16 protein-coding genes are annotated in these 24,994 nt (G+C 55.4%); 7 read left to right on the forward strand and 9 right to left on the reverse strand.

The genetic code is table 11. The features are described from left to right. Positions 1–2 precede the first annotated feature (2 nt). The 7 genes from AC0V6O_RS12640 to AC0V6O_RS12670 all read left to right on the forward strand — a co-directional run bounded on the left by AC0V6O_RS12640 (position 3) and on the right by AC0V6O_RS12670 (position 12,342). Positions 3–368, forward strand: a complete 366-nt coding sequence (locus tag AC0V6O_RS12640) for a response regulator (protein WP_486144498.1) — start codon at positions 3–5, stop codon at positions 366–368. Between the two features lie 126 nt (positions 369–494). Beyond that, positions 495–1,505: a chemotaxis-specific protein-glutamate methyltransferase CheB gene (gene cheB / locus AC0V6O_RS12645; protein ID WP_486144500.1), complete on the forward strand. Its 1,011-nt coding sequence runs from the start codon at positions 495–497 to the stop codon at positions 1,503–1,505. Further along, the gene (locus AC0V6O_RS12650; RefSeq protein WP_486144502.1) at positions 1,496–2,350 is read left to right on the forward strand and encodes a CheR family methyltransferase; all 855 of its coding nucleotides are present in this window, start codon (positions 1,496–1,498) and stop codon (positions 2,348–2,350) included. Before cheB ends, AC0V6O_RS12650 begins: the two co-directional genes overlap by 10 nt. A gap of 298 nt (positions 2,351–2,648) precedes the next feature. Next, positions 2,649–4,079, forward strand: coding sequence for a putative bifunctional diguanylate cyclase/phosphodiesterase (locus AC0V6O_RS12655; RefSeq protein WP_486144504.1), 1,431 nt, complete (start codon positions 2,649–2,651; stop codon positions 4,077–4,079). Positions 4,080–4,248: 169 nt separating this feature from the next. Next, on the forward strand, positions 4,249–6,114 hold the full coding sequence (locus AC0V6O_RS12660) for a methyl-accepting chemotaxis protein (RefSeq protein ID WP_486144506.1): 1,866 nt from the start codon (positions 4,249–4,251) through the stop codon (positions 6,112–6,114). Between the two features lie 382 nt (positions 6,115–6,496). Beyond that, the gene (locus AC0V6O_RS12665; RefSeq protein WP_486144508.1) at positions 6,497–9,685 is read left to right on the forward strand and encodes a S8 family peptidase; all 3,189 of its coding nucleotides are present in this window, start codon (positions 6,497–6,499) and stop codon (positions 9,683–9,685) included. Positions 9,686–9,753: 68 nt separating this feature from the next. Next, a complete protein-coding gene (locus AC0V6O_RS12670; RefSeq protein WP_486144510.1) occupies positions 9,754–12,342 on the forward strand; it encodes an EAL domain-containing protein in 2,589 nt (862 codons plus the stop codon). A 111-nt stretch (positions 12,343–12,453) separates the two neighbouring features. On the opposite strand, the gene AC0V6O_RS12675 is transcribed toward AC0V6O_RS12670, so the two are convergent. The 9 genes from AC0V6O_RS12675 to AC0V6O_RS12715 all read right to left on the reverse strand — a co-directional run bounded on the left by AC0V6O_RS12675 (position 12,454) and on the right by AC0V6O_RS12715 (position 24,932). Next, on the reverse strand, positions 12,454–13,476 hold the full coding sequence (locus tag AC0V6O_RS12675; RefSeq protein ID WP_486144512.1) for a DUF6607 family protein: 1,023 nt from the start codon (positions 13,474–13,476) through the stop codon (positions 12,454–12,456). An 18-nt stretch (positions 13,477–13,494) separates the two neighbouring features. Further along, positions 13,495–15,753, reverse strand: a complete 2,259-nt coding sequence (locus AC0V6O_RS12680; RefSeq protein ID WP_486144514.1) for a TonB-dependent hemoglobin/transferrin/lactoferrin family receptor — start codon at positions 15,751–15,753, stop codon at positions 13,495–13,497. Between the two features lie 511 nt (positions 15,754–16,264). Then, positions 16,265–16,531: a hypothetical protein gene (locus AC0V6O_RS12685; protein WP_486144516.1), complete on the reverse strand. Its 267-nt coding sequence runs from the start codon at positions 16,529–16,531 to the stop codon at positions 16,265–16,267. An 11-nt stretch (positions 16,532–16,542) separates the two neighbouring features. After that, a complete protein-coding gene (locus AC0V6O_RS12690) occupies positions 16,543–17,730 on the reverse strand; it encodes a class I SAM-dependent methyltransferase (RefSeq protein ID WP_486144518.1) in 1,188 nt (395 codons plus the stop codon). 275 nt (positions 17,731–18,005) lie between these two features. Beyond that, entirely contained in the window at positions 18,006–21,197 is a 3,192-nt protein-coding gene (locus AC0V6O_RS12695) for an autotransporter outer membrane beta-barrel domain-containing protein (RefSeq protein WP_486144520.1), read from the reverse strand. 360 nt (positions 21,198–21,557) lie between these two features. Further along, positions 21,558–22,472 (reverse strand): LysR substrate-binding domain-containing protein, encoded by a 915-nt coding sequence (locus tag AC0V6O_RS12700; RefSeq protein WP_486144522.1) that lies wholly within the window; start codon positions 22,470–22,472, stop codon positions 21,558–21,560. 352 nt (positions 22,473–22,824) lie between these two features. After that, a complete protein-coding gene (locus AC0V6O_RS12705; protein ID WP_486144524.1) occupies positions 22,825–23,559 on the reverse strand; it encodes a glutathione S-transferase family protein in 735 nt (244 codons plus the stop codon). A gap of 88 nt (positions 23,560–23,647) precedes the next feature. Continuing rightward, a complete protein-coding gene (locus AC0V6O_RS12710; RefSeq protein WP_486144526.1) occupies positions 23,648–24,247 on the reverse strand; it encodes a thiamine biosynthesis protein ThiC in 600 nt (199 codons plus the stop codon). Between the two features lie 70 nt (positions 24,248–24,317). Continuing rightward, positions 24,318–24,932, reverse strand: a complete 615-nt coding sequence (locus AC0V6O_RS12715; protein WP_486144528.1) for a glutathione S-transferase N-terminal domain-containing protein — start codon at positions 24,930–24,932, stop codon at positions 24,318–24,320. Positions 24,933–24,994: the final 62 nt, after the last annotated feature.

A 24,994-nucleotide genomic window follows, 5' to 3' on the forward strand; every position in this document is an offset into this window, starting at 1 on the left:
TTATGAAAACGTGCCTGATAGTCGATGATTCGCGTGTAATCCGGAAGGTTTCAAGACATATTCTCGAAACCCTTGGATTCGTCGTGGACGAGGCCGAAAACGGCCAGATGGGGCTTGATCGCTGTGATGAGCAAATGCCCGATGTGGTGCTGCTCGATTGGAACATGCCGGTCATGACCGGTATCGAGTTTATCACACAGCTACGCAAGCGTCCGGATGGCGACAAACCTAAGGTCGTGTTCTGCACTACCGAAAATGATGTCGCGCACATTCGCGAGGCAATCCAAGCCGGTGCTGACGAATACGTCATGAAGCCGTTTGATCACGAAACACTCCAGATCAAACTGCAGCTGGTTGGATTCGCGTGAGCGCACACACACCCATATCTAAACGTCCTTTACGCAGGAATTCGCCCAGCAAAGAAACTGGCGATTCTTCTGTCAAAGTGATGATTGTCGACGATCTCGCTTACGGTTCGCACCGTTTTCAAGCGAATGGTTGAAAGTGACCAGGCGATGTCGATCGCTGGCACAGCGAGCAGTGCAGAACGCGCGATCGCAGAGCTTAAAACCACACATGCCGATGTAATTCTGCTCGACCTGGAAATGCCAGGAATGGGTGGGCTGGATGCCCTGCCCGAAATTCTCAAGACCGCAAAAGATACACAAGTCTTGGTCGTATCTTCGCTGACGCAAGACGGCGCAGAACACACAATGGCCGCTCTTTCCATGGGCGCAGCCGACACAATGCTAAAACCGCGCCCCGGCGGCTTCAACGAAGAATATCGCGAGCAATTGCTCGGCAAAATCAGAGCGCTGGGCAGCCATGAAGGCAAAAGCAATGACGCGGCTCCAAAGGCGACAGCCAAAAAGCCAGCGAAGCGCGCAATTGCTCCAGCGAAGAAACGCCCAGAGTTGCTGGCCATTGGCGCATCGACCGGCGGCATCCATGCGCTCAATCTGCTGCTGCGCGATTTGCCGCCGAGCTTCGACCTGCCAATCCTGGTCACTCAACATCTACCAGCGTCTTTTATCCCAGTCTTTGCCCGCCAAATCGAAGTCGCATGCGGGCGCAAGACGATGGTCGCTGAAGAAGGCACCGTCATCACGCCTGGGGAAATCGCTGTCGCGCCGGGGCATGGCCACATGACGCTGCGTCGCAGTGGTGACCGCTTGATCACCAAAACATCGAATGCGCCTGCGCGCAGTGGATGTATGCCGTCTGTCGACCCGATGTTGGAAAGCATTGCCGAAGTGTGCGGCGGTCAAGCCTTGGCGATTATCTTATCGGGCATGGGCCGCGACGGTGCGCAAGGCGCCGAGGCACTTTACAACAACGGCGGCGTTGTTTTTGCTCAGAACGCCGACACCAGCGCTGTCTGGGGTATGCCAGGCGCGGTAACAAAGGCCGGCCTCGCCAGTCTGGTCGGAACACCTGAGGATTTGCGTGAGGCGATGATCGCTCTTGCTGGCCCGGCGCGCGCGGATGCTGCAGCATGGAAGTAAGCGAAGCATCCCACCAGATTATCGCGGATCTCTTGGCCTCGCATACTGGGCAACACCTGACCGAAAGCCGCCGATGGCGAGTTGGCACGGCTCTATCCGGTGTGTTCCGCGAGCATGGCATTAGCAATATCGACCAGTTGGTTTGCCTATTGGCAGATCAGGGGCAGGAAAGCCTCGGCCAAAGCGTGGTCGAGGCACTGCTCAACAACGAAACCTATTTCTATCGCGACAAGCCAACTTTCGATCAGCTACCAGACAATGTTCTACCAGAGCTCGCCGAAAAACGCGCAGCAGCCAAGCGCCTCTCGATTTGGAGCGCCGGCTGTTCAACTGGGCAAGAAGTGCACTCAATCGCAATGATGTTTGCTGAGCAAGCAGCGCGTTGGCACGGCTGGACAATCGAAATTCTGGGAACAGATATTTCGCACAGTGCCATCGCCACCGCTCGCAGCGGCAGCTACACTCAGTTCGAAGTGCAGCGTGGCCTTAGCGTCGCGCAGATGCTGCGCCATTTTGATGAAACCACCACCGGTTGGCAGCTTCACGACGACGTCTTGGCCTACACCCGTTTTCAACAACACAATGTGCTCAAAGAACCGCCTAGCCGCCAGAAATTTGACTTGGTCTTGTGCCGCAATGTGCTGCTGTATTTTGACCCTGTCACACGCCAGGCAGCCTTTGAGCGTTTGCGCAGCGCGCTGGCACCCGATGGATTCTTGATGCTCGGCGCTGGGGAGACTGTGGTTGGGCAGACAGATGCCTTTGCGCCGATTTCAGGCCGCGCCAGCATTTACAGTCCGGTCTATGCTACTACTCAAGCCACACGCATGGCCGCAATCGGATAGATCACTCTTTGCTCACATCGTCAAAGTGCGCCGACAAATTCGTTCAGCAGCTACAATTTCACGAATGGCTCATGATAAAAATGTTATTTTTCAATAACTTCAATAAAACGCAATTTACGCTTCTTTAGCTAATTCCCCTTAGCAACGACATTCGCAAAAAAAGCGCCATAGAGCGCAATACGGGGAAATTTTGGTGCTAAACAAATTGACAACTTTACGGCTCACGCCGTCTACGATGGTCGTCGCACCATTCGTAATTTTGTCACTGATCTTTGGCGCCATCTCTCTCATCGTCATCATGAGCGACGAGATCGAGTTTCGCTCTCCCTCCAGCCTTTTGATTGCTGGGATCCTCGTCTACGCTGCAACCATCTTCTTGCTCAGCCGCCTTGGCCTAATGCAGGCCCGCGAGCTGGAGGCAATGACCACAACCGACACGCTAAGCCAACTGCCCAATCGGCGCGCTTTACACCAAGATATCGACAATGCTCTGCGCACGCCAACCGAGGTAGCAGTCGCCATTATCGACTTGGATAGCTTCAAGCAGGTCAACGATCATTTTGGCCATTCCGTCGGTGATCAGTTAATCCAGAAATGCTCCGACATTCTGCGATCCGCTAGTGAGCCAGAGGCGCGCTGCTATCGTTTGAGCGGCGATGAATTTGCAATTCTAATGGTCGGCGAAGTCGCGGGAACCATTCTGGAAGGCATGTCGCGCACCGTCCTGGAACAATTGGCCAAACCACTGGCGATCGGCGAACGCCGAATTCCCGTTGGAGCGAGCGTTGGCCTGGCCCGCTGCACGGGTGATGAGCCGGTCGAATCTTCGGAACTCATGCGCCGCAGCGACGTCGCTATGTTCATGTCAAAGCGCGGCGGCAAGATGCGTTGCACTTGGTTTAACGAGAACTTTGACCGTCGCCGCGAAGCCGTACGTGAACTCGATGAGGGCCTCCGTAAGGCTCTTGCAGAGGGTGAATTTGCACTGGCCTATCAACCGTTGGTGGATGCGGATGACGGCACGATCGTGGCGGTTGAATCACTCTTGCGCTGGAACCGTCCGGACGGAGAAAACATAGGTCCAAATGTGTTCATCCCGGTTGCTGAGGAATCCGGCCTGATCAATGCAATCGGTCTTTGGGTTCTGCGTCAGGCCGTAACCGATGCCTTGTCGTGGGACGAAATCAAGTTGTCTGTGAACATATCAGCGGCTCAATTACGTAATCCCGAGTTCCCGGTCCAATTGGGGCAAATTCTCGAAGAAAGCGGCTTCCCGCCGCAGCGTCTCGAGCTTGAAATCACAGAAACCTGCCTCGTGCTCGACCCAATCGTGGCGGAGCGCACGCTCGATGTCATTCGCGGCTTTGGCGTCAATGTGGCACTAGACGATTTCGGCACAGGTTACGCGTCAATTGGTTTCTTGCGCCAGTTCCGGTTTGAGAAGCTGAAGCTCGACCGTAGCCTTGTGGTCCAAGCCGGTGATGATGAAGGCAGCCGGGCGATGATGCTCTCCAGTATCGCTGTGGCGCGCGCTCTTAAGATGGAAGTGACTGCTGAGGGTGTAGAAACAACAGCTCAGGCTGATTTGGTTCGCACGGCCGGTTGCGATCAAATCCAAGGCTGGCTCTATTACAAGGCCATGCCCGCTGGTGAAATTGCAGGATTGCTTACCTCACCGACTGGAGAGGCTGGATGCGCAGCTGAGCTTAGCGACGAAACCGCGGCATAATTATCAATAATAAAATTCAATTATTGATACTGCATATTTATTATATCCAATATCAAGAAATTCACTTCAAATATAAATAATGACAATCCTAACATTCTAATGAAGGATTTATAAAGGATTTTCGTTCAGGAATTTTCTTAGACGACGACCTGAGTTGGGATATTCCGAAATGAACATTACGACGCAGCAGGAAGAGCTCGGACGGCTCGCAATGCCTGAATTTGCGCGCAAAATGGAAAAAGAGATCGCTGCTGAAATTGCGGATCTCGACCAGTCTACTGATCAAACGAACAAGAGTTTTCTCGACCGAATTAAGTGGTTTCGCAATTTGCGGATCGCTGGCAAGATCAAGGCAATATTCGGCACATTCTTTGCGGTTTGCTTCGCGATGACCCTCGTCCTCGGTCTCGGGCTGACCGAGCTGTGGCAGCGCACCCAGACCAATAATGAAATCAACAATGCGGTCCTCGCATCGGTTGATCTGCGCGGCACCACTGGAGAGCTACGCTACAATTCTGTTCGCTACATCTTCGGCGGCGAAGACATAGCGCTAGAGCGGCAGCGCGACAGTTACGAGGCGGCTCAAGCACAGGTTAACCAGATCGAAGGCATCGTCTCGGCGCAAGTTCCGCAAATGAGCGATCGACTGACGCAAATTCAGACCGATCTTGTTGCGTACAATGCCACATTCAACAATCTGCGAGATAGCTTGGAGCGAGAGGGTCGCAGCGAAGCATCCATTGCACTGTCTTACGAGCTATCAAACCAAGGCGATACTTTGTTTGCAGACTCACGGACTTTCGCAATCGACCTTTCTGTCTACGGCGAGCAAGTGCGCGAACGAGGTGTCGACTATTTCTTCGCCATGGTCGGGATCGTCGCTGCGCTTGGCTTCTTCGCGACACTCATCCTGCTGCTCGGCCTGCGTTACATGTCGTTCGGCATTGGCCACAGCATTTCAGACATTACAGAAGGCATGAACCGCTTGGCCAAGGGTGATCCCAATTTCGAGATACGCGGTCATGGCCGCGGCGATGAAATCGGCGACATGGCGAAATCGTTGGAGCTGTTCAAACGAGCCAACCGCCAAATGGAAATCTGGGCTCGCGAGCGAGCAAAGCGCGCTGAAGAACAGATCCAAGAGCAAAAAGAGCGCGAGCAAGAGCGCGATGAGAACGAGAAGCGCAAAGCGGAAATGCTCAATGAGCTCGCCAAGCAATTCGAGCAAACAGTAGGCGATGTTGTCCAAGGCGTGGCCGCCGCATCGAGCCAATTGCAAGTCACCGCAACCAATATGGCCTCTTCCGCTGAACAATCGAGCCAGCGCACTAGCGAGGTTGCACAAAGCATGAAAGAAGCCAATTCCGGCGCGACCGCTGCGGCAGCAGCAAGCGACGAGTTTGCCATGTCAATTGGCGAGATCAGCCGTCAAGCGACCTCTTCAAGCGAGCTCGCTCGTCTGGCAACCGATGCCACCAACGAAGCAGATACGACCATCTCGGAACTCTCAGCCTCTGCGGAACAAGTTGGCCAAGTGGTTGAACTGATCCAGACTATTGCTCAACGCACCAATCTGCTTGCGCTGAACGCCTCGATTGAGGCTGCGCGCGGCGGCGAGGCAGGACGCGGCTTTGCCGTGGTTGCTAGCGAAGTGAAAGAACTGGCGATGCAAACCAGCCGTGCGACTGAAGAAGTCGCCGCGCAGATCAGCGCCATGCAGGATACAACCGGCGCAAGCGTCAATGCTCTGCGCGCGATTGCCGGCCAGGTTCGCGATCTGGAAAGCACAGCGATCTCAATCGCCAGCGCCGTTGATCAGCAATCGGTCGCTGGGCAGGACCTCGCCCGAAGCATCGATATGGCTGCACGAGGAACCGATCAGGTGTCAGTCCACATTTCCGATGTGCGCGAATTGTCACTCTCAACCGGGACCGCCGCCGGCCAAGTGCTGACCAGTGCCACCGACCTTGAGGAACAGGCTGGCAGCCTGAAAGAACATGTACAGGCGTTTCTGACCCGCGTGCGTGCTGGATAAGGCCTCTACAAGCTCTCTAACGCGCCACCTCGGACCGCGTGTAGACAGCCGAGCCAACCGATCTCAGTGACAAATTTGGATGCTTTGCAAACCGCTTTTGCGATTCGTTCTAAGCAACATTGAGACGGTTTGGCATTAAACTTAAAGCAGGCTAATTTTTCCTGATTGCGCCTGTTGAAGGCCCCATTTACTCAAAATTTACTGCTGCGACGCAGCAGCTGTGCCACTTTGCTGATTTCAGCCGTCAATCGCAGCGCCGTCGATGGTCTTCAGACTTCTTAATATTTTAACCATTCACATCAATCCAAGTCCAACTGACCCTCTGTAGTCCATGCAACACGAAGGCGTCCCTGCACGCCGAATGATTGATTGGATGAACAGAATGGCTAACAAGTTTGCATCAGGAGTTGCTGGAATTGCGATAGCGGCATCGCTCGCAGCCCCTGCCTATGCGCAAGATCAAACGGTCGAAGAACTTCCTATTTTGGATGAAAGAGACCTCGTTCTTGCTAATGAACTGTCGGCTAACACGCATCGCCTGTTACCACTGAATGCTAAGACGGTGCAGGAAGATATCCTTAGCTCGCCAGCATTCGTCGCTTGGTCATCAGATCAAGCCACCGGCAATGTTGTCACCGCGACCCCAATCAACGCGGCCATCAACACTGTTCGCACGCCAGCCGCTCCAACCGTTAATACCGACCTCAGCGCAAACACAGGCCGTGTGACGCTGCGCAGCATCGACCCATTCTACGGCGACATTAATCCCTTCTATGGCGACATTGGCGCATTCTACGGCGACATTGGCGCGTTCTACGGTGATATTAACCCGTTCTATGGCGACATCGATGCCTTCTACGGCGACATCAGCCCCTTCTACGGCGACATCAGCCCCTTCTACGGCGACATTGGCGCGTTTTGGGGTGATATTGACGCATTCTATGGCGATATCGGCGCATTTGATGCGACCAACCTGAAACTGCTGGGTGATTTCTGGGCTGAGAGTGGCGCTCAAATGGCCGCTGCCGATGAAGTCTGGGGCAGCCTCAGATACACCGAAAGCAACGGCCAATTCACGCCTGTCTATGATGGCACCCCGAACCGCATCCTCAATGCGCTTGGCACGCTCATCGACCAAGCCGAAGCTCAGTTTGGTGCAGCCTATGAAGCCGAAACTGGCCGCTCTTTCCGTGATGATTTCGTCACAGAGGTTCTCGCGCGTCACGGCGTTGACCTGAACGACCGGGTTTCGCTCGCTGGCAAATCAGCCAATGATCGCGCCGCATTCTTCCTCGATTGGCACGACAGCCTGATGGGCTATTCCGGGATCGATCATGTTGATCACTGGATGAATACGATCAACTGGACCCCCTCAGTTACGCAAATTCAAGGTTCAGGGAGGCAGGCCGTTATCGGCGTGGTCGACGGCAGCTTTAGCGCCGATTCTGACCTTGCTGATAACATTGCCTGGTCGGGCGGCGGCGCAACATCGGTCAATGGCCATGGCGCAGGCGTTGCCAGCCTGATTGCCGCTGCGCATGATGGCGAAGGTATTTTGGGCATCGCGCCACAGGCACAGCTCGCAACATACAATCCATTTGATGCCGATAACACCGCGACTTGGGCCGGAGTGCAGCAGGGTATTGAAGAACTGCTACTCGCATATGTTGGCGGTAACGACACAGGCTATGTCAGTGTCGTGAACCTGTCGCTGGGCGAGAGTGGTTGGGCGGTCTCGCAAGGCCTGGCTGATGTATTGAACAGTAATCATCTGAGGCGGTACAATAATGAGACGACATATGTTGTCGCCGCTGGCAATGATGGCATTACGCAAACGGCTGATATTGATTGGGATTATTCCAGCGACACAACCTTTATTCTGGTAGGTTCGCTTGGTCTGAATGGTGAAATTTCCAGCTTCTCCAACCGTCCGGGCAGCGCCTGTCTGCTCGACAGGGGCGTATGTGAAGCCGGCAATGAGCTTTACAATCGTACGATTGTCGCACCGGGCGAGTTGATCCTTGTATCGGATGGCGCAGGCGGCGTGGTCCGCCGTTCAGGCACGTCTTTTGCTGCCCCTCTGGTATCAGGTGCCATTTCTCTGCTGCATGATCGCTGGACTTGGCTTGCACGCAATCCTGAAGAAACGGCAGAGATCATCTTCCGTTCTGCGCGCGATCTGGGCGCACCTGGAGTGGACGAAGTATATGGCCATGGGTTGCTGGACGTTGCAGCGTCGCAATCGCCGCTCGATTTCAATGCTTTGACATTCAAATCTCATCGCGGAAATGGCAAATCCACTGTCGCGGTCACCACTTCGGTCAGCGAGCTGCTTGGAGCGGGAATCCCAGGGCACTGGGAAACTGATGGGGCATTCATCACAGCGATCGAAAAGATCGGTAACACATACCGTGACTTTGCCATCCCGGTATCGTCACTCACATACGGCGGGACCACAGATGTGCTTGGCCGCGGTGAGCAGCGTTTCCAGGACTTCATCAGAGGCCGGTTTGAGAAATGGCTTCTCAGCAAAGGCACAGACAAGAATGGTAACGGCAAAGTTGGCGTGACCCAGATCACTTCTGCCGTTGCTCCAACTCGGGGCGAGTGGAGCCTGCAATATGATATGATCGCACCGCGTCTGACTGATGAAGGTGCCATTGATCCTGTCCACACCGCAGCCAGCCTGACTGATCCCAGCGGCAAGTTCTCTTTCACCGTGGGTCATGGCCAAGGCGCGCTTTCGCTGACCGGACAACGTTTCGGCTTGATCAGTGATCACGATCAGGATGTTGGCGGTGTGAACCCTATTTTGGGTCTTGCATCGGGTGAAGTCTTTGGTTCTGCAAGCTTCAAGCCAACGCCTTCGACCACCATCACTGCTGGTTTCAGCGAGGAACGCGAAGATTGGCAAGATATCTCGGGTGTGTCGGAACTGCAGCGTGAAATTCAGCGTAACCTTGGCGCGCGCGAGGCGCGTGCCATGACCCTTGGCGTTGAGCAGAAGGTGACAGACAATGTCTCGCTCAACATTCAATGGACCAATCTGCGTGAAGATGATGCGCTGTTGGGTGTGCAAACATCCTCTGACGAATTCCTCGGCAATGGTTCAAGAACGGACGCTGTGACCATTTCTGCGACCGTCAATGTTGGCCAGGGCTTTTCATTCGACCTGTCGGCAACCGGAGCGGGCACCGATACTGCTGGCGGCCAATTGTTCGCGAATAGCAATCGTATCACCAGCACCGCTGGCCAGATCACGATGAACAAGCGCGGCCTGATGGGCAGCAATGATGTGTTGCGCGTCTCAGTCGGCCAGCCGCTAACAGTGGAATCTGGGCAGCTTGAATTTACCTCAGAACAGGTTGTTGATCGTGAGACCGGCGAATTGGGTTTTGTGACCCAATCTATCGGTATTGAAACAAAACGCCGCATGACAGGGGAAATTGTTTACGCAACGCCGCTAAGCAAGTCTTCGGAGTTAGGATTGTTCGGTCGCTACATCAGCGATGGCGATGGCGATGACCGCCGCAGCTACGTGCTTGGTGCGAGTGTCGGCCTACGATTCTAATCCGAAACGGCAAATAGTCCGACCTTGAAGGTATCTATCAAGGCGGAATGGGGAAACAGGGGACTGACATGAGCAGACTGATCAAAGGATGGACCGCACTGCTTGCGGCTGCATTAGCGGTCTCTATGCCGGTGTCCGCCGCGGCGACTGCTCCTGCCCCCGCTGGCGCATTCGAAGACACGATTGCTGAGGCAAAGTCCCTGATGATGGGCGATTCTGCGCAGGCGCTTAAACTCGCCCGTGAAGCCAAAGATCTCGTTTCAGGCGACACTCAAGCTGAGACCAAGTCACGCCTGATCGCGCAATGGCTCGAAGGCGAAGCCCTGATGCGGCTCAATCGCGGCGACGAAGCGCAAACAATCATCGCATCGGCATTGAACGAAGTGGCTGAAAGCTTCCCTGGCGACAAACTGCACGCTGATCTGTTGCGTTCGCAAGCCTCTTATAAGGCTCGACAGGCTGAATATGGCGAAGCTCTCTCGTTCTTCCTCGAAGCGGATGAGCGCTACAAAGCTCTGGGCGAAAACCGCAGCCGCGCGATTGTGCTGCAAAATATCGGTTCGCTCTATTCTGATGCGCGAGATTATGAGCGCATGCTCGGCTATTACCGCCAGGCGGGCGAGGCCTATCCTGAAGACAACGCCCTCGCCCTCTCAGCGCACAACAACACCGGCAACGCGCTGAAGCAGCTCGATCGGTTGGAAGAGGCCGAGGACGAATTTCGTCAGGCGCTATCGGTGGCGGGGAAAATGTCGAGCCCGCTGCTAGAAGCTCGGATCCTGACCAATATCGCATCGACCCAATATCTGAACGGTCAATATGCCGCTGCGGAAGACACGGCGGCGCGCGGCCTACGCATCGCATACGACCAAGCGCCGGAATGGCGTCCATTCCTATATGGTGTGCGCGCACAAATCGAACTCAACCGCGGTGACCTGAACCGCGCCGGTGAATACATCGGCCGCGCATTTGACCGTCAGAAACTGGATGCGACCTCGCCTCTGTTCCGAGATTTTCACGATGCCGCCCACAAGATTTATTCTGCGCGCGGAGAGTACAAGCTCGCCGCCGATCACTTGGCCGCATTCCACCGGATTGAGGGCCAGGCACAGGATCTCTCCGCTGTCGCGAACAATGCCCTACTTGGTGCTCGCTTCGATGCAGAAAACAGAGAGCTGCGCATTTCGAAGCTGTCGGCAGAAAAAGAAGCGAACGAAGCCCGTCTGACCAGTGCGCAGAACCAAGTGTACTTGCTCTCAGCCGTCATCGGCCTCGTCATCGCTGCCTTCGTTGTCGCTCTCCTGATCCTGCGTACAGTGAACCGCAGCCGGGCCGCGATTAGCGCCGCGAATGAGAAGCTTACCTATGTGACCCAGCATGACAGCCTGACCGGGCTATTCTCGCGCGATCACTTCCGCAGCCAGCTTGAAAGCGTCTCTCAAACCTGCGCAGAAACAGGCGAGCAAGGCGTTCTGATGCTGATCGACCTTGATCGATTTAAGCAGGTGAACGACGTGTACGGTCACGCGGTCGGCGACAAACTGCTGGCAAAAGTGGCAGAGCGTTTCCGCATTGCTGCTGGGCCGGATGCCGTTATCGGCCGTTTGGGCGGCGATGAATTTGGCCTGTTCCTGCGGCCATCAACCAGCATTGAAGAAGCCGCCAAGGTTGCTGATAAGCTCATCGAGCAAGTTGGCGAGCTTTACCAGGTTGGCGATTTCGAACTCGCAGTTGGCGCATCGATTGGCCTGACGTCAATCACCGGCGGCGTCTCCGACAGTGTGTTGATGACCAATGCTGACCTTGCTCTCTACGAGGCCAAGCACCGCGGCCGCGGTACCCACGTGTCCTATGCGAAGAGCATGCGTGATCGCCTCGAAGATCGCTCTGACCTTGAAAACGATCTCTCGGCTGCGCTTGAGAACGGCCAGCTGTCGATTTCTTACCAACCAATCATCAGTGGTTCGAACCGCGAAGTGATGGGCCATGAAGCCTTGATGCGCTGGAACCACCCCGAACGAGGCATCGTCCCGCCAAGCGTGTTCATCCCCATCGCTGAAGAAGCGCTGCTGATAGAACAGCTCGGTGCGTGGATGCTGCGGTCCGCATGCGCAGAGGCCGTAAACTGGCCGGAGCATGTCAAACTTACCGTCAATGTCTCATCCTTGCAGCTTACGACCGGCGCGTTCCTCGCAACCGTGGTCGATGCGCTGGCTTCGAGCGGCCTTGCTCCAAATCGCCTGTTGCTGGAGCTCACTGAAACAATCCTGCTTGAAATGGACGACGAGCTTGAAGCTCAGCTCAAGAGCCTGCGAGAGCTTGGCGTGTCGTTTGCACTGGATGATTTTGGCCGCGGTTATTCATCGCTCAACTACATCGAGAAAATGAACTTCTCGATGATCAAGATTGACCGCGATTTTGTGCAAGCTGCGGCAGCTGGTTCGCGCAAGAGCCAAGCGGTTGTGACCGCTATCGTCTCGTTGGCGCGCTCGCTGGAGATTGATGTGACGGCAGAAGGTATCGAGCAAGAAGAGCAAGCTGAAGCGATGCTTGCGCTCGGTTGCTCTTGCTTCCAGGGCTTCCACTTTGGACGCCCTGAGCCGGTGGCGCATGACGGTTCTGAGGATGATGACGTCTCTGCTCTGAAAGTGGCATAAGCGCGTTACGCGCCAACCACGCCAAGGCCGAGAATACGGTTCGATACCTTGGGGCAAAGAGTGGCCTGCAAGCTGGAGTGGTAGTGGACCGAGCAACTTGCTTTCTCCTACTCAGTACCCAGCATCCTTCGCATCTGCACTAGCCATCGCGGTCGCCGGGGCAGCGACGGCAGTACGGATCAAAGTCTGAGCCTCAGCAATAGCAGCCACTTGTTCCATCTCCCCGGTCTGGATTTGCGTACCCATCTCAAGCAAACGGCCACTGATCACAGTACCTGTGTTTGCCTCTTCTTCGACGGTCACGCCATTGCCGCTTGCAATCGCCTTGTCCCATTCTGCTCGAACCACCGCCCAGTACTCTTCAGTTGCTGTCCAGTATGCGTCAGCGGCTTGGGCCGGATAGCCGTCAAACGCGACATAAGTGTTAAGCACACTCTCCTGTACATAAGGCACTGCTTTACCATCGACCCACTTCATCTTGGTGTTGTCCTGCCAGTGAATCCAGCCGCCAGGAAAAGGCTGATGACGGTTGATCGACTGGTAGTGGTCATATTCAGGGCTGCGCGTGGCATCGCGCCGCGCGAGTGGCCGTACCGTCCAATTGGAACGCCAGCGGCGCACGCCATTGGTGGTTTCCCACTGGCCCCAGCCAGCATAGCGCGGGCTGTCATCAACCTGATACACTGTTTGCGACCAACGGCCGGCACGCATGGGCTCGGGCACATCTTCGAGCAACCATTTGCCCGTGCTGTTGTACGTCAGGATCTGCTGGGGCTCATATTCCCAATCTTGCCGCCAATGCTTGATAACAAACGGATTCGCTTCCGGCCCGACTACCAGCAGGTGCTGCAGCACGATCTTGCGGCCCGTATCCTCGATTACCCGCACGCTTTCGTGCCCGCCAGAGATTTTGGCATCAATCGGCTCATAGTCTTCGCGCCATGGCGTGGTTTCTTTCATGTCGAAAGTGACCTTGAAATCGCCCGCCATTGCCAGAATATCGGCACGGTCCGCCTCGAAAGAGGCGCTTTCTTGTGCGGCGGTGCGCTGGCCAATTGGAGCGTCGGCGAGCGCTGGACTGGCGGCGAGAGCGATGGCGCAGACAGCGCTGCCAATTAGGTTTGGAAGTTTCATGGGTTCATTCTCCAAAGGTCAAAAGGTGGCGCTAAGCGAGACGCTGAAATTGCGGCCAGGCTGGGTGAAGGCCTCGGTGATGTCGGACGTTTCGGTGAGGCCGCGAACATCGCTCCAATAGGAATAAGTTTCATCCGTGATGTTGAAGAGACCAGCTCTGAGCGTGAACATGTCGTTGAAGCGATAGAATGCTGTCGCATCAAGAATCGCGAATTCGGCCGGGCGAAAGCAGGCATCACTACAAACGCCGACGGTTTCGTTCGCCTCTTTACGCGCATTGTAAGTCACGATTAGCTCGCCGCCGAACCGGCGGTCTGGATCACGGTAGCCGATGCCGAACACTGCATTGAGCGGATCTATGGTTGAGAGTGCGGCGATGGGTGCGCCGGGCGACCTAACTTCACCATCGGCATAGGCGATTGCAAAACGGGCGCGAAAACCGTTTTCGGCTTGGTAACTGGCCCGTGCTTCCACACCGTGAACCTTCACGCTGTCGAGGTTGATGAATTGAAACACCGCTGGATCAAACGGAGTGAACGTACCGCTGACCTGTTCCTGGCTGATGAAGTTGTCATAATCAGCGATAAAGCCGGTGAGCGACAAATCGATCGCATCCGTGCCGTAGCGCACACCGCCCTCCAACGTTTCGCTGGTTTCTGGTTCGAGATCTGGGTTGGGCGCAGAGGTGTAGCCAAAGGCCAGATTTTCAAAGAAGTTGTTGACCTGGCTTGGCGTTGGCGCCCGAAAACCGCGCGCGTAATTCGCAAACAAGCGGACATCGCCCCCGCCCAGCTTCAGCACCGCTCCGATTTTTGGCGATAGCTTCGAGCCGTCCTGACCCGTGGCTGTAAAGGTCGGCAAAAGCGGATCATCAGCTGGGTCGAGGTCATAAAAGTCGAACCGCACAGCCGGGTATAGCGTGAACGTACCACCAGCGATCTCTATCGCATCGCCAACGAAGATACCTCCCAATGTGAAGTCAGTGACTGGGAATGCTCTGCTCGGAAAGCTCTCTCCAAATGGAGGGACCACTCCGTCGCGCAGGCCTTCTTGCCGGGTGAAGCTAATGTCGCCGCCATAGGACAGTGTATGCGAGACCCCACCGGTTTCAAAGCTCGAACGGAAGTCTACGACGCCTCCATAGACGCGGTTCTCAAAGGTGTTGAGCCGTTCACGATCAGGACGCGGTGTTGCGCCGGTCGGCGAGCGATCTTCATCCGCAAACTGGCGATCTTCGCCATCCTGCCAATACGCCGCGAGATGAACATAGTCGATGAAGCTGGTACCAGCCTCACCAGCGGTCCATGTCCAATCGGCTGAAACGCGGGTGCGCTCGGTTGTATCGAGCGCAGTTAAGTCATCGACAATCCAGCTGGGGGTCGGTCCAAACAGAAACACCGGGCCGCGCCCGGTCAGCACATCGGAAAACACTTCGCGTTCAAGATACTCGCCAGTCAGACGGATGCGATGGCCGCCATCGCTCCACACCAGTTTGCCGAGCAATGCGTTGGACTCGCTATCCTGCGGATTAGGCAGCGTGCGCGTAGGGCCTTCGCCGCCGATGCTCGCTTGATTGTCCAATTCCTCGAAGTCGCGGCGCGAATAGGCAAGCAACGCAGAGAAATTTCCGACACTGCCCGCAATGGCAGACGTGCCAGCGAATTCATTGTCGGCGGAGCCATATTGTGCACGCATAAAGCCGCCGATGCGATTGCCGTCATCAATAAAATCTTCGGGGTCCGAAGTCGTGAAGCTGATCGCTCCTGCCAACCCATCACTGCCGTAAAATGCAGACGCAGGTCCGCGTAGTATCTCAACTGACTTGATCAGGCCAAGATCGCTAGCGCTGTCCCGCCCCACGCTCTGTGCGCCGAACGCAAAGCCTTGCGGCGTACGGATGCCATCAACTTGAATGAGCACGCGGTTGCCGCCGATACCGCGAATATTGAAATCCTCATTACCAGCGCGGCCAGTTGTGCCGAGCGCTGCGCCAAAGCGGGCCGGTGCACGGCGAACAGTCACTCCAGGCTCGAAGCGCACCAGGTCGCGAATGTCGGTGACCAGCTCATCCGCAATCTGTTCAGCATCAATAACCGTCACGGTTGCGGGCGCGTCAGCGATTGTTACCGGCGCCCGCGTAGCCGTGACTGTGATGGTGTTTTGGTCGGTTTGCTGATCTTCTGCGGCTTCTTCCGAAGCCTGCGCCGCGCAGGCGGACATAATAGCGATTGCAGAGCATGCTGCGCGGGCAGCATAACTGAAGCGGGATGATGACAAGTGATGTTCCTCCATAGCGAATCGCGAATGCGAGTCACTTGCATTAGCATCTAATGGAGTATGAAGCTTGTCAACGCATTGTTTCATTCACGCAGCCAGGAACCGCAAATCGAAGCCCTTCATGCGCACCGATCCGTCCAAACGAATGCTTTTGAGAAAAAGGGAGCTGATGCCCAGGGGCAAGTCCCATTATCTAGACGGCTAGCCAGTCGTGCAATTTGGCCGTTGGTTTACTGTGCCATTGGCTATCGGTTGCGAACTGCGGCCCAAACTTGTTCCACCGAAACCAGACAGTTTCATGCGTGAGGCCCATCGCGTGCTAGGCTAAAACATACACAACATTCCAAAGCGAAAGCAGGACGGGAAATACATCTGCACCGCAGTCCGAATGACCTCGAACGACGGGCCAGCATATGAAATGGACTAGTCAATTTAGCTGCCGGCTTATGAATCATATCACGCTTCTATCAGCGCTGAATTTAGCCTAGCCCACGGCGTCAGCATGAAAGGCTCAAGCCCCACGGATAGGTGCAAAAACGCGGTCGATAAACTCTTTCGCCTTCTCTTCTCGGTCAAATTTAGGGCGGCCGCCCGCTTCGCCCAGCTTTGCATCTTCGAGGGCAAGTAGGCGCTCTTCTTGTACCCACGTTTCCTGCGCGAGGTTCATAACTACCGCAACAAAACGATCCATTGCAGGGTCGGCGAAAAAGCGCGGATTACCCTGGTCGTCATAAAGGTTCGGCGGGCCATCTTCAGGGCGGAGAGCCGCGTCGCTCATTTCGTCCTCATTCACTTCTTGAATGCTCCAAACCCATACCACATCACACCTTCGGCCAAGCGGCCTGTCGTCTCTTGCCCAACGCCTTCAGACCGATCACCACGGGCGGCATCCGCCACGGCCTGCTCGCCGTAAATGCCAATCGAGGGCACAACAAACTCAAAGAACGCGTGCTCTTCAAAACCCGCGCGGGCACACAATTCGCCGGGCACTTCATCACGATACCCTTTGTAGTAAGGTTCGTTGTTGTAATAGCTATCCCAGTCCAGGTAGAAGCCATCAAAGGCCCCCATCTGCTCGTTTGGCGGCAACTCCATATGGATCATCAATCCACCTGATTTGAGCACGCGGTAGGCTTCATTGAACGCCTTGGCACGCTGCTTCTTCGACAATTCGTGCAAGAACATACTCGACCATACGACATCGAAGCTTTCGTCCTCGAACGCTAAATCATCCGCGCACATCTGGTGGAAGGCAATGTCCTGCCCCTGCATCTTGGCACGCGCGCTGCCATAGGTAAGCGGGCCAGGCGCAGCATCAATCCCGATCACTTCAGCGTCGGGATATGCCTGCTTCCACGGCAGGGTGTTGTGACCAATCGTGCAGCCAGTATCGAGGATCCGTTCCGGCACAAAATCAGGAAATCGCTGCTTCACGTATTGGCTCATCGACAAACCAATATCATCTAAGTTTGCGCCCATCAGACCCATCGAAAACACTGCGAGGCCGCGATCATAGACAGCACCTGCCTCTAAGCTGTCACTTCCTCGCGTATAGCTATCGGGCATCAGGTGCACGTCGATAGCGTGGACATTCTTGGGCACCTCTAGATTGGGATCTAAAGACACTGAACCTGGCGCATCCAGGGCCTTCTCAGCCTCGGCTGCCAACCGCTCACTTTCGCGCTCGACACCGTCGATAACGCTTGTCCAAACCATCTTTTGCGCCTGCACGCGCATCGCCGAATAGATGTTAAAGGCCAGATCTCCGCGCAAGGCTTGGTGCGCCTCGCGGCTCGTTTCCGGCTCATGGCCATGTTTCTTCTTAAAGGCAGGGGCTGCGCGCCGATCATAAGCAGAGCGCATATCGGCTGCGAGATCATTGAGGATCAGGCTGCGCATTCCGGATGTGAACCGGCCACGCGCAATTTCATCAGGCGTGGCATCCGCTTTCATTGGATGCTCAAGTTCGACCGTCATGGAGTGCCTCCCTTAGTGTCTCAAACAACCTCTACTGATCCTACTTGCAGTACGCGGTGACGAGGCTGCCAGACTAAAACGAACTTGTCTCTGATTGATGGAGTTTTGGCAAGGATCAGCGCAGATCGGACAACGAGAATCTGCACCTTAGTCATCACCCAGATACAGCCATAGGCTGCGCGCCAAGCCTTACCTGCGTCCAAAGAAAAACCAGCCGATGCACATGGCACCGGCTGGCTCCCCCATCGACCTAGACAGCCCAGGTCAATTTGGGATTAGAACTCGAAGCGAACGCGAACGCCGCCAGAGTGTGATTGATAGCCCGAAGCGAAACGGCCGCGGTATTCTGCACCGATTGACACACCGTTTTCGTTTACGAAGTCCAATCCTGCACCGATATCGAAGCGCGATTCCGAAGCTTCGTCAGCGACCAGTACGAAGCTGTCAGCGCCGCCATTGAACGATGCATTGACCGCCAATGGATCGCTGCTCAGGTCGTAAGCATAATCGATGCTTGCGAATGGGATAACACCCGTTTCAGATGCTCCGGCAACCTTCACACCAAGGCGCGCTTCGAAGAACTCGGCGCTTTCGCTGTCCAAGGTCAGACCAAGTCCGCCGGTTTCGGTGAAGGTATCACGCGACAGCTCTGAATAGCGCAGACCACCGTTCGGAGTGATCACCACGCCACCAGCATCAATGTCATACCCTGCATTCACGCTACCATAGATACCATCGACATCGCTCTCTCCGAAGATTTGAGCGCCGAAGGCACCGCGGCTGTTGTCAACCGAGCTGAATGAATAGCCGAGCTCTGCATTCACGAAGGCATTGCCCAGATCGAACCCAGCATAACCGCCCAGTTGGAAGGCGCTGATTTCGCTTTGTGCGTTCGCCGTGCCGTTCGCATCCACATCGATGTCAGCATAGTTGAACAATACACCGACAGTGGTCGTGTCGCTCAACTTGCGGTCGAGACCGAGAGTGAAGCCGATTGCGTCAGCATCGTATCCTTGTGAGCTGATGCTAGAGCCATCACGGTCCGCCGAACGGTAGAACGCTTGGCCCCACAGTCCAGTTTCCTCACCAGCCAGGCGTCCTTCCAACAGCGAGCTTGCGAAACGTTGGGTTTCGTAGATTTCGCGGGTCACGCCATCGTTGATGGCAGGAAGGAGGGCCAGTGACGCGGCTTCGAACTCGCTCGCAGACGTCACCGCATTCAGAGCATCAAAGACTGCTGCTGGCAGACGATTGTTCGCCGTGGCTGAAGTGATTGCACCGCCGAAGCTGTTGATATTCGCATCGGCTGAAACCGCGCCAAGATCAGCCGCCGCGAGCGACACTGATACAGAACCAAGGTTGACGGTAAAGTCGACCAGGAAGTCAGCATCGAGTACGTTCACGGTGGTGCCATTGTCGGTGAAAGCACCGGTTTCGGTGATCACGTCGATGATTTGGCCAATATCAGCAACACCGACTTGGTTGGTCGAGATGTTGATGGTGCTGCCAGCACCCAGCACTGTGTCACCATCGACCGCGAGCGCATCAGCACCCAGATCGAAAGCAAGAGTGCCGTTCGCTGTCAGGCTGCCTTCGATCGACCGCTGACCTTGGACAGTTACGATACTTGCCGCATCAGTGGTGACCGCGACACTGCTCAGGACATCGCCTGTCAGTGCAAAGTCACCCGCACCAATGCTGAGCGTGTCAGCAAAAGCTGATCCAACAAAGTTGCCATTCAGTGCGCCGCCATTCTGGACGAAGTTCAGTGCACCCAGCGCCGCTGAAGCATCAACCGCGTTTACTGCGCCAGTAATCGTACCAGAGTTGGTTACAGTTCCTGCGAAATCGACATTCTCGATCAACAGGCCAGCTCCTGTTTCCGAAGAAATTGTGCCGGTGTTGGTGATGTCACCGCCGACTGAGACGCCGTTAACGCTAGAGAACAGACGAACACCAGAGCTGTCACCACTTGGCAGTGCCGCGCCGCGTCCATCAATCGAACCTGAGTTGGTCAGGCTGAACGTACGTGTGTCGCCGTCGGCTGCGCCCAGCTGTAGTGAGACACCAGAGCCGCCAACAACCGCGTCAATCACACCATCATTGTTGATAGTGAAGCTGTTGGCCGTCCCGTCCGCATAGACGGTGCCATTGCGCTGATTGCCGGTGCCAAGGATCGAACCGCTATTGTTCACGGTCAGACCAATGCCATCAATGTTCAACGCCCGGCTGCCCGATGAGATCGTGCCAGAGTTGTTGACGATAGCATTGCTAAAGTCGCCCCCGCCAGCAGGCGTCGGGTTGCCGAAGTAAAGACCGTTTTGAACGCCCGAGATCGTGCCCGAGTTATCCAGCTTGCCTTCAAAGCTAACACCATTGACGAAGCGGATGCCCGCAGTCGTGCCGTTGGCCGCTTCGCTGTCGATCGTGCCAGTGTTGGTGATATTGCCAACAAACAGGCCATCGGTGGTGCCATCCAGCATGCCAGCCACGCGGGTCCGCTCAAAGCGTAGGCCATCGCCAGCGCCAGTTGCACCAGCAGCAGCGTTGCCGCGCCCCTGGATCGTGCCATCATTGGTGATGGTAAAGGCGTTGCCGCCGGTTGCAGCAGAGGCCAGCTCAACCGAGAAGCCTGCACCTTCCAGCCCAGCACCGGCATCAATAACGCCGCCCGCCAGATTGTTCAGAGCAAAATCCTGCGCAGTGCTATCCGCATAGACGGTGCCGTTACGCTGATTGCCGGTGCCAAGGATCGAACCGCTATTGTTCACGGTCAGACCAATGCCATCAATGTTCAGTGCCCGACTGCCAGAGCTAATCGTGCCAACGTTATCAACCACACCGCCGGTGTGATCTGCATCATTGCCGAAATAGAGACCATTCTGGGCACCGGAAATTTCACCGCCTACTTCATTGGTAAGGGTACCCTGGAAACCGATACGATTGGCAAAACGAATGCCCGCAACCGTTCCCTGTGTGCTCTCGGAATTGATCACGCCGGAATTGGTGATGTCACCTTCATAGATATAATCAGGCGCAAGCCCCGGGCCAAAGAAACGGATGCCGTCGCCAGCGGTCCCGCCCATTGGTGAGGCCTGGCCGCGGCCTTGGATAGTGCCCGCGTTGTTGATCGCCCCGCCGCGAGGCGCTCCACCGCCGCCAACTTCGATCGCAACGCCAGCGCCTTCAACGCCTGCATCGATGCTGCCAGTGGCCGAGTTGTTGATGGTGATATTGTTCGATGTGCGATTGCCATAGACGGCGCCATTGCGCTGGCTGCCAGTGCCGAGGATCACACCATCATTGTTAAGCGTCGCGTCGCTTCCGTCGAAATTAACAACGCGCGATGCGGCTTCGAGCCGGCCAGTCGCAGCATTATTGATCACGGCGCCGGTTGTGCCTTGGTTAACCTGGATCGTTTGCGTCACACCTGTGGTGGCCAGCGTGCCCGCATTGTCCACGGTCACCGCATTGTTGGCGACAACGACGACTGGTGCGCCATCAACCGTGCTGGTGACACCTGCTGCTGCTGAGATGGTCTCACCGTCTGCAGCCGACGTAACTGTTGCGAGGATTAATCATTGTGCTGCCTTTCATTTCCCAAAAATTGGATGAAGGCAGATCAGGGGGTAACCTGCCTTCGAGGCAGTGATCTATGGGCAGATATTCAACCTGTATAATACAAGCTTTTGATGATCGTGATAAGCTAATCTTATCACACAAGTCATTGATATATAATTGTAATCATTCACACAGAGAAGACCGACTTGCATTCGCAAGCCGGTTCCCAAAATGCGTTCTTGGCGCTGTATCTGAACGTTCGAGTGCTATACCGTGGAGGTTACATCTCCAGGTGGGAACGCGCGAATTTGATCGCACAATGCCATCAGGATGTGCTCCCTTGGGCACCCTTCGCGAGACAAAAATCCAATGTCGCGGCCGTAGTTCTCGTCCTCGATCTCAACAAAGCTGATATTCGGATTTGCCTGTTCCAAAAATGGGCGAGCCAGGATCGGCATGAGCGAGCAACCGACACCTTCGGCGAGATAGTGCGACATTGTCAGGAAGTTGTTCGCTAGGATCTGATGCGGCAAATCGATCCCGATATTCTTGCCCTGGCAGAGTGATAGTGTTTCTGCGCGCAGACAGTGCTCATCCGTCAGCAAAAGCAATTCCTCAGTGGGAATCTCGCTGGTGGCTACTTTGCTGGTGTTGGCCAGCCGGTGCGTGTTTGAGACAACCAGCATTAACGGTTCGCGAAAAACCGGCGTGAATTTATAACCCGACAATTCGATTGGGCCACTAACCAGGGCAACGTCGATCATCCTGTTTTCCAGCTCAGCCAACAGCTTTTGCGTCGGCTGCTCTCGATAGATGGTCATCAGCTCATCCGACAGAACTTTGATCGATTTCGAAATATACGGAACGATAAAGGGAGCCAGCGTTGGGATCATGCCGATGCGGAGAGGTGCGGCGAACGGATCGCGATATTCCGCAGCCGTGTCTGTAATCCGCTGCGCAGAATGCAACACGTCTTTGGCTGTGGCGACGATGCGGACGCCGGCATCCGTGGTCAAAACACCGCTGTTCGTGCGCGCGAACAGCTCGACACCTAGCCGCTCTTCCAACTTTTTCACTTGCGCGGAAAGCGCGGGCTGGCTCACGTGACATGCTTCGGCGGCCTTACCGAAGTTACGATACCGATCGATCGCCGTGACATATTCCAGATCGCGCAAATTCATGAGACCTCCCTCTGACTATGGAGGTGTTTCGCTGGATCAGGATATTTGGTTACAAGTGAGATCGAGTTCCGTGTGGATTGCTTCGCGTGTTCAACAAATCCTGCCGTCGTAGCGCTTTGGAGTGCCTCGACCTTCCGACGGTTTAATGGTCACCTGCGCAAACGTAGGCTCAGCTCGGTAGATCAGCGAACGGTAAGTATCCGGGTCAACTTTGCAGCCGGCATCAAAAGCCGGAGAACCCTGGACATCCGCCGTGAGGTGCCACAACTTCAGCGCCAACACCCCGAAGTCGCCCACAACAGCCACATTGATCGATGGATTTACTGAAGGCCGCTCTGCAGCGAGCGCACCATCATTCCATCAGCGACGAGCGTGGGATTAGGCGGCAAGTGTTCAGACACCCTCTCAAGCCAAGCCTTAATCGAAGGGGCGCAGCCGCGCTCAAACGCTCCTCGAGGCCGAACATATAGCCCCAGACCAATTGCGGAAAGACTGCCAGATCCAGCATAGTTGGCTTGCTAAAACCGCCTAGAAACGGCCCATCGCCAATATGCGCAACCAGCTCCCCTGCGAGCCGCATTTGCATGTCGGGAATGCTCTCGTTGAGATCCATGTGCTTGGCCATGGCCTGAATGAAGGGTGCACGGCGAAGCGCATCGGGCCAATGATGCCGGACCTCTTCTGGTAACGGCGTATGCGCGCTCAGCAGCGCCGCCAATCGCCACCCACGGTACCGGAACTGAAGGTTGTCTTCGCCGTCGATCGGGTATCGAAAAATGCTCATCAGGAAACTGTCGCTGATCCATGCATCAATCTCTTCAATCTTTGTGCGATGCTCAGGCGGGCAGAGCGGCTTTTCAGGAAATAGTTCGTCAAGCCAGTGGGCGTGTGCTGAGGATTCCGTCCGCCATTCCCCATCGATCTCTAGGACAGGGACCTGCGTTTTCCCGGTAAAGCCAATTGTCGCCTCCGGGTTGGTCGGATCGACCGGAACATGAGTGAATTCAATGTTCTTGTAGTAGAGGAAGCAACCTGTCTTGCGCACAAACGGGCTGGTTGCATATCCATAGAGTTTGACCTCGGTCATGGAATCACTTTCATCTCTTACTCAAAGCGGATCATCGGCAGGCAGGCTGGCCCGATCGGTTTGCTTATCAGTTAACCGCGTGATCCATTCAATCTTTCTTGCTGACGCTGAACAGGCAAATTGCCAAGAGCACAGTGACCAAGACGCCAGATGCTCCCGCAATCGGTGATGGGAAAAAGCCCTGAAAACCGAACATCATCACAATGGCGTTCGTCACGAACGCCAACGCGCCAACCACCACTGTCGCTCGGCCGACAACACGGTCACCCGCGCGCAACCTTGCCACGCCGAACACTACGGCTGCCAAGCCCAGCAGTATGTTCCCGGAATTGTAGCAGAAGAATGAAAGGTCGAGTATCGATGTTGCGACGTCGCTGAGGTCGTTATTGAGTTCTGCAGCCGCAGTGAATGGACCGAACTGCGTCAAGCCCAGACCGACTGCCAAAAGCTTGAGCAGGGCGCTGAGCGCGATTGCAGCAAAGCCCAAAGCGTGGCGCTTTACCAAGACCAAGGCTGATGCAGAGAACGCCGCCAACAGAACAAATAGGAGCCCCTCCAGCCTCCACATAAAGAGACGGTCAAAATCGGGAGCACCAAGAAATAGGGCAGTGTAGATCGGTTGTGTGATCGCCAGAAGCAACAGGAGCAATGCGACAATTTTGACAGTTCGGCTCTGTGTGAATTCCATCGTTACTTCCTTTATCGAATGTGGCGTTTGCAAGTGTTTGGCTAGACCGAAAAGGATGGCAGCAGTGCAGCTAGGCCGGAGGGACTTCCATGCCTGCCTGCACTGCCGCTCGTTCTGTCATGGTCGCATGCCATCGCTCGATGTTCTCGAAATTTTGCTGAGCCTGCTCGCTGACACGAGCAATCGCCGGTTTGGACCAGGGGTAGATCGCCATGTCAGCAACTGAATATTCGCCGGCGACAAATTTCCCTCGTGCCAATTGACGATCCAGCACGCCAAAGAGCCTTGCAGCCTCATCAAAGTATCGCCGCATGGCGTAGGGGAATTTCTCGTCTGCAATGTTCACGAAGTGATTGAGCTGGCCGAGCATAGGGCCGAGCCCTCCGGTCTGCCAGCTTAGCCATTCAAGAACGTTGATCCGTTTGAAAGGTGTTTCAGGAAGAAACTGACCAGATTTCTCAGCGAGGTAGATCAGGATCGCTGTGCTCTCAAAAACCGATCTACCGGTATCGTGATCATAGATTGCAGGGATTTTGTTGTTTGGGCTGATTTTCAAAAAGCTCTCGGCAAACTGCTCATCGTTTCTGAGATCGACCAAATGCACCGCATAGGGGAGACCCATCTCCTCCAACGCGATGGATATCTTGCGTCCATTTGGCGTCGCCCATGTGAACAGATCGATCAAACCGGTGCTCCTTTCCCAATGACAGATCGAGCTAACGTGCTATTTCTAGGGCGTCACACGAA

The sequence above is a fragment of the Erythrobacter sp. JB2-19 genome (assembly GCF_057365005.1).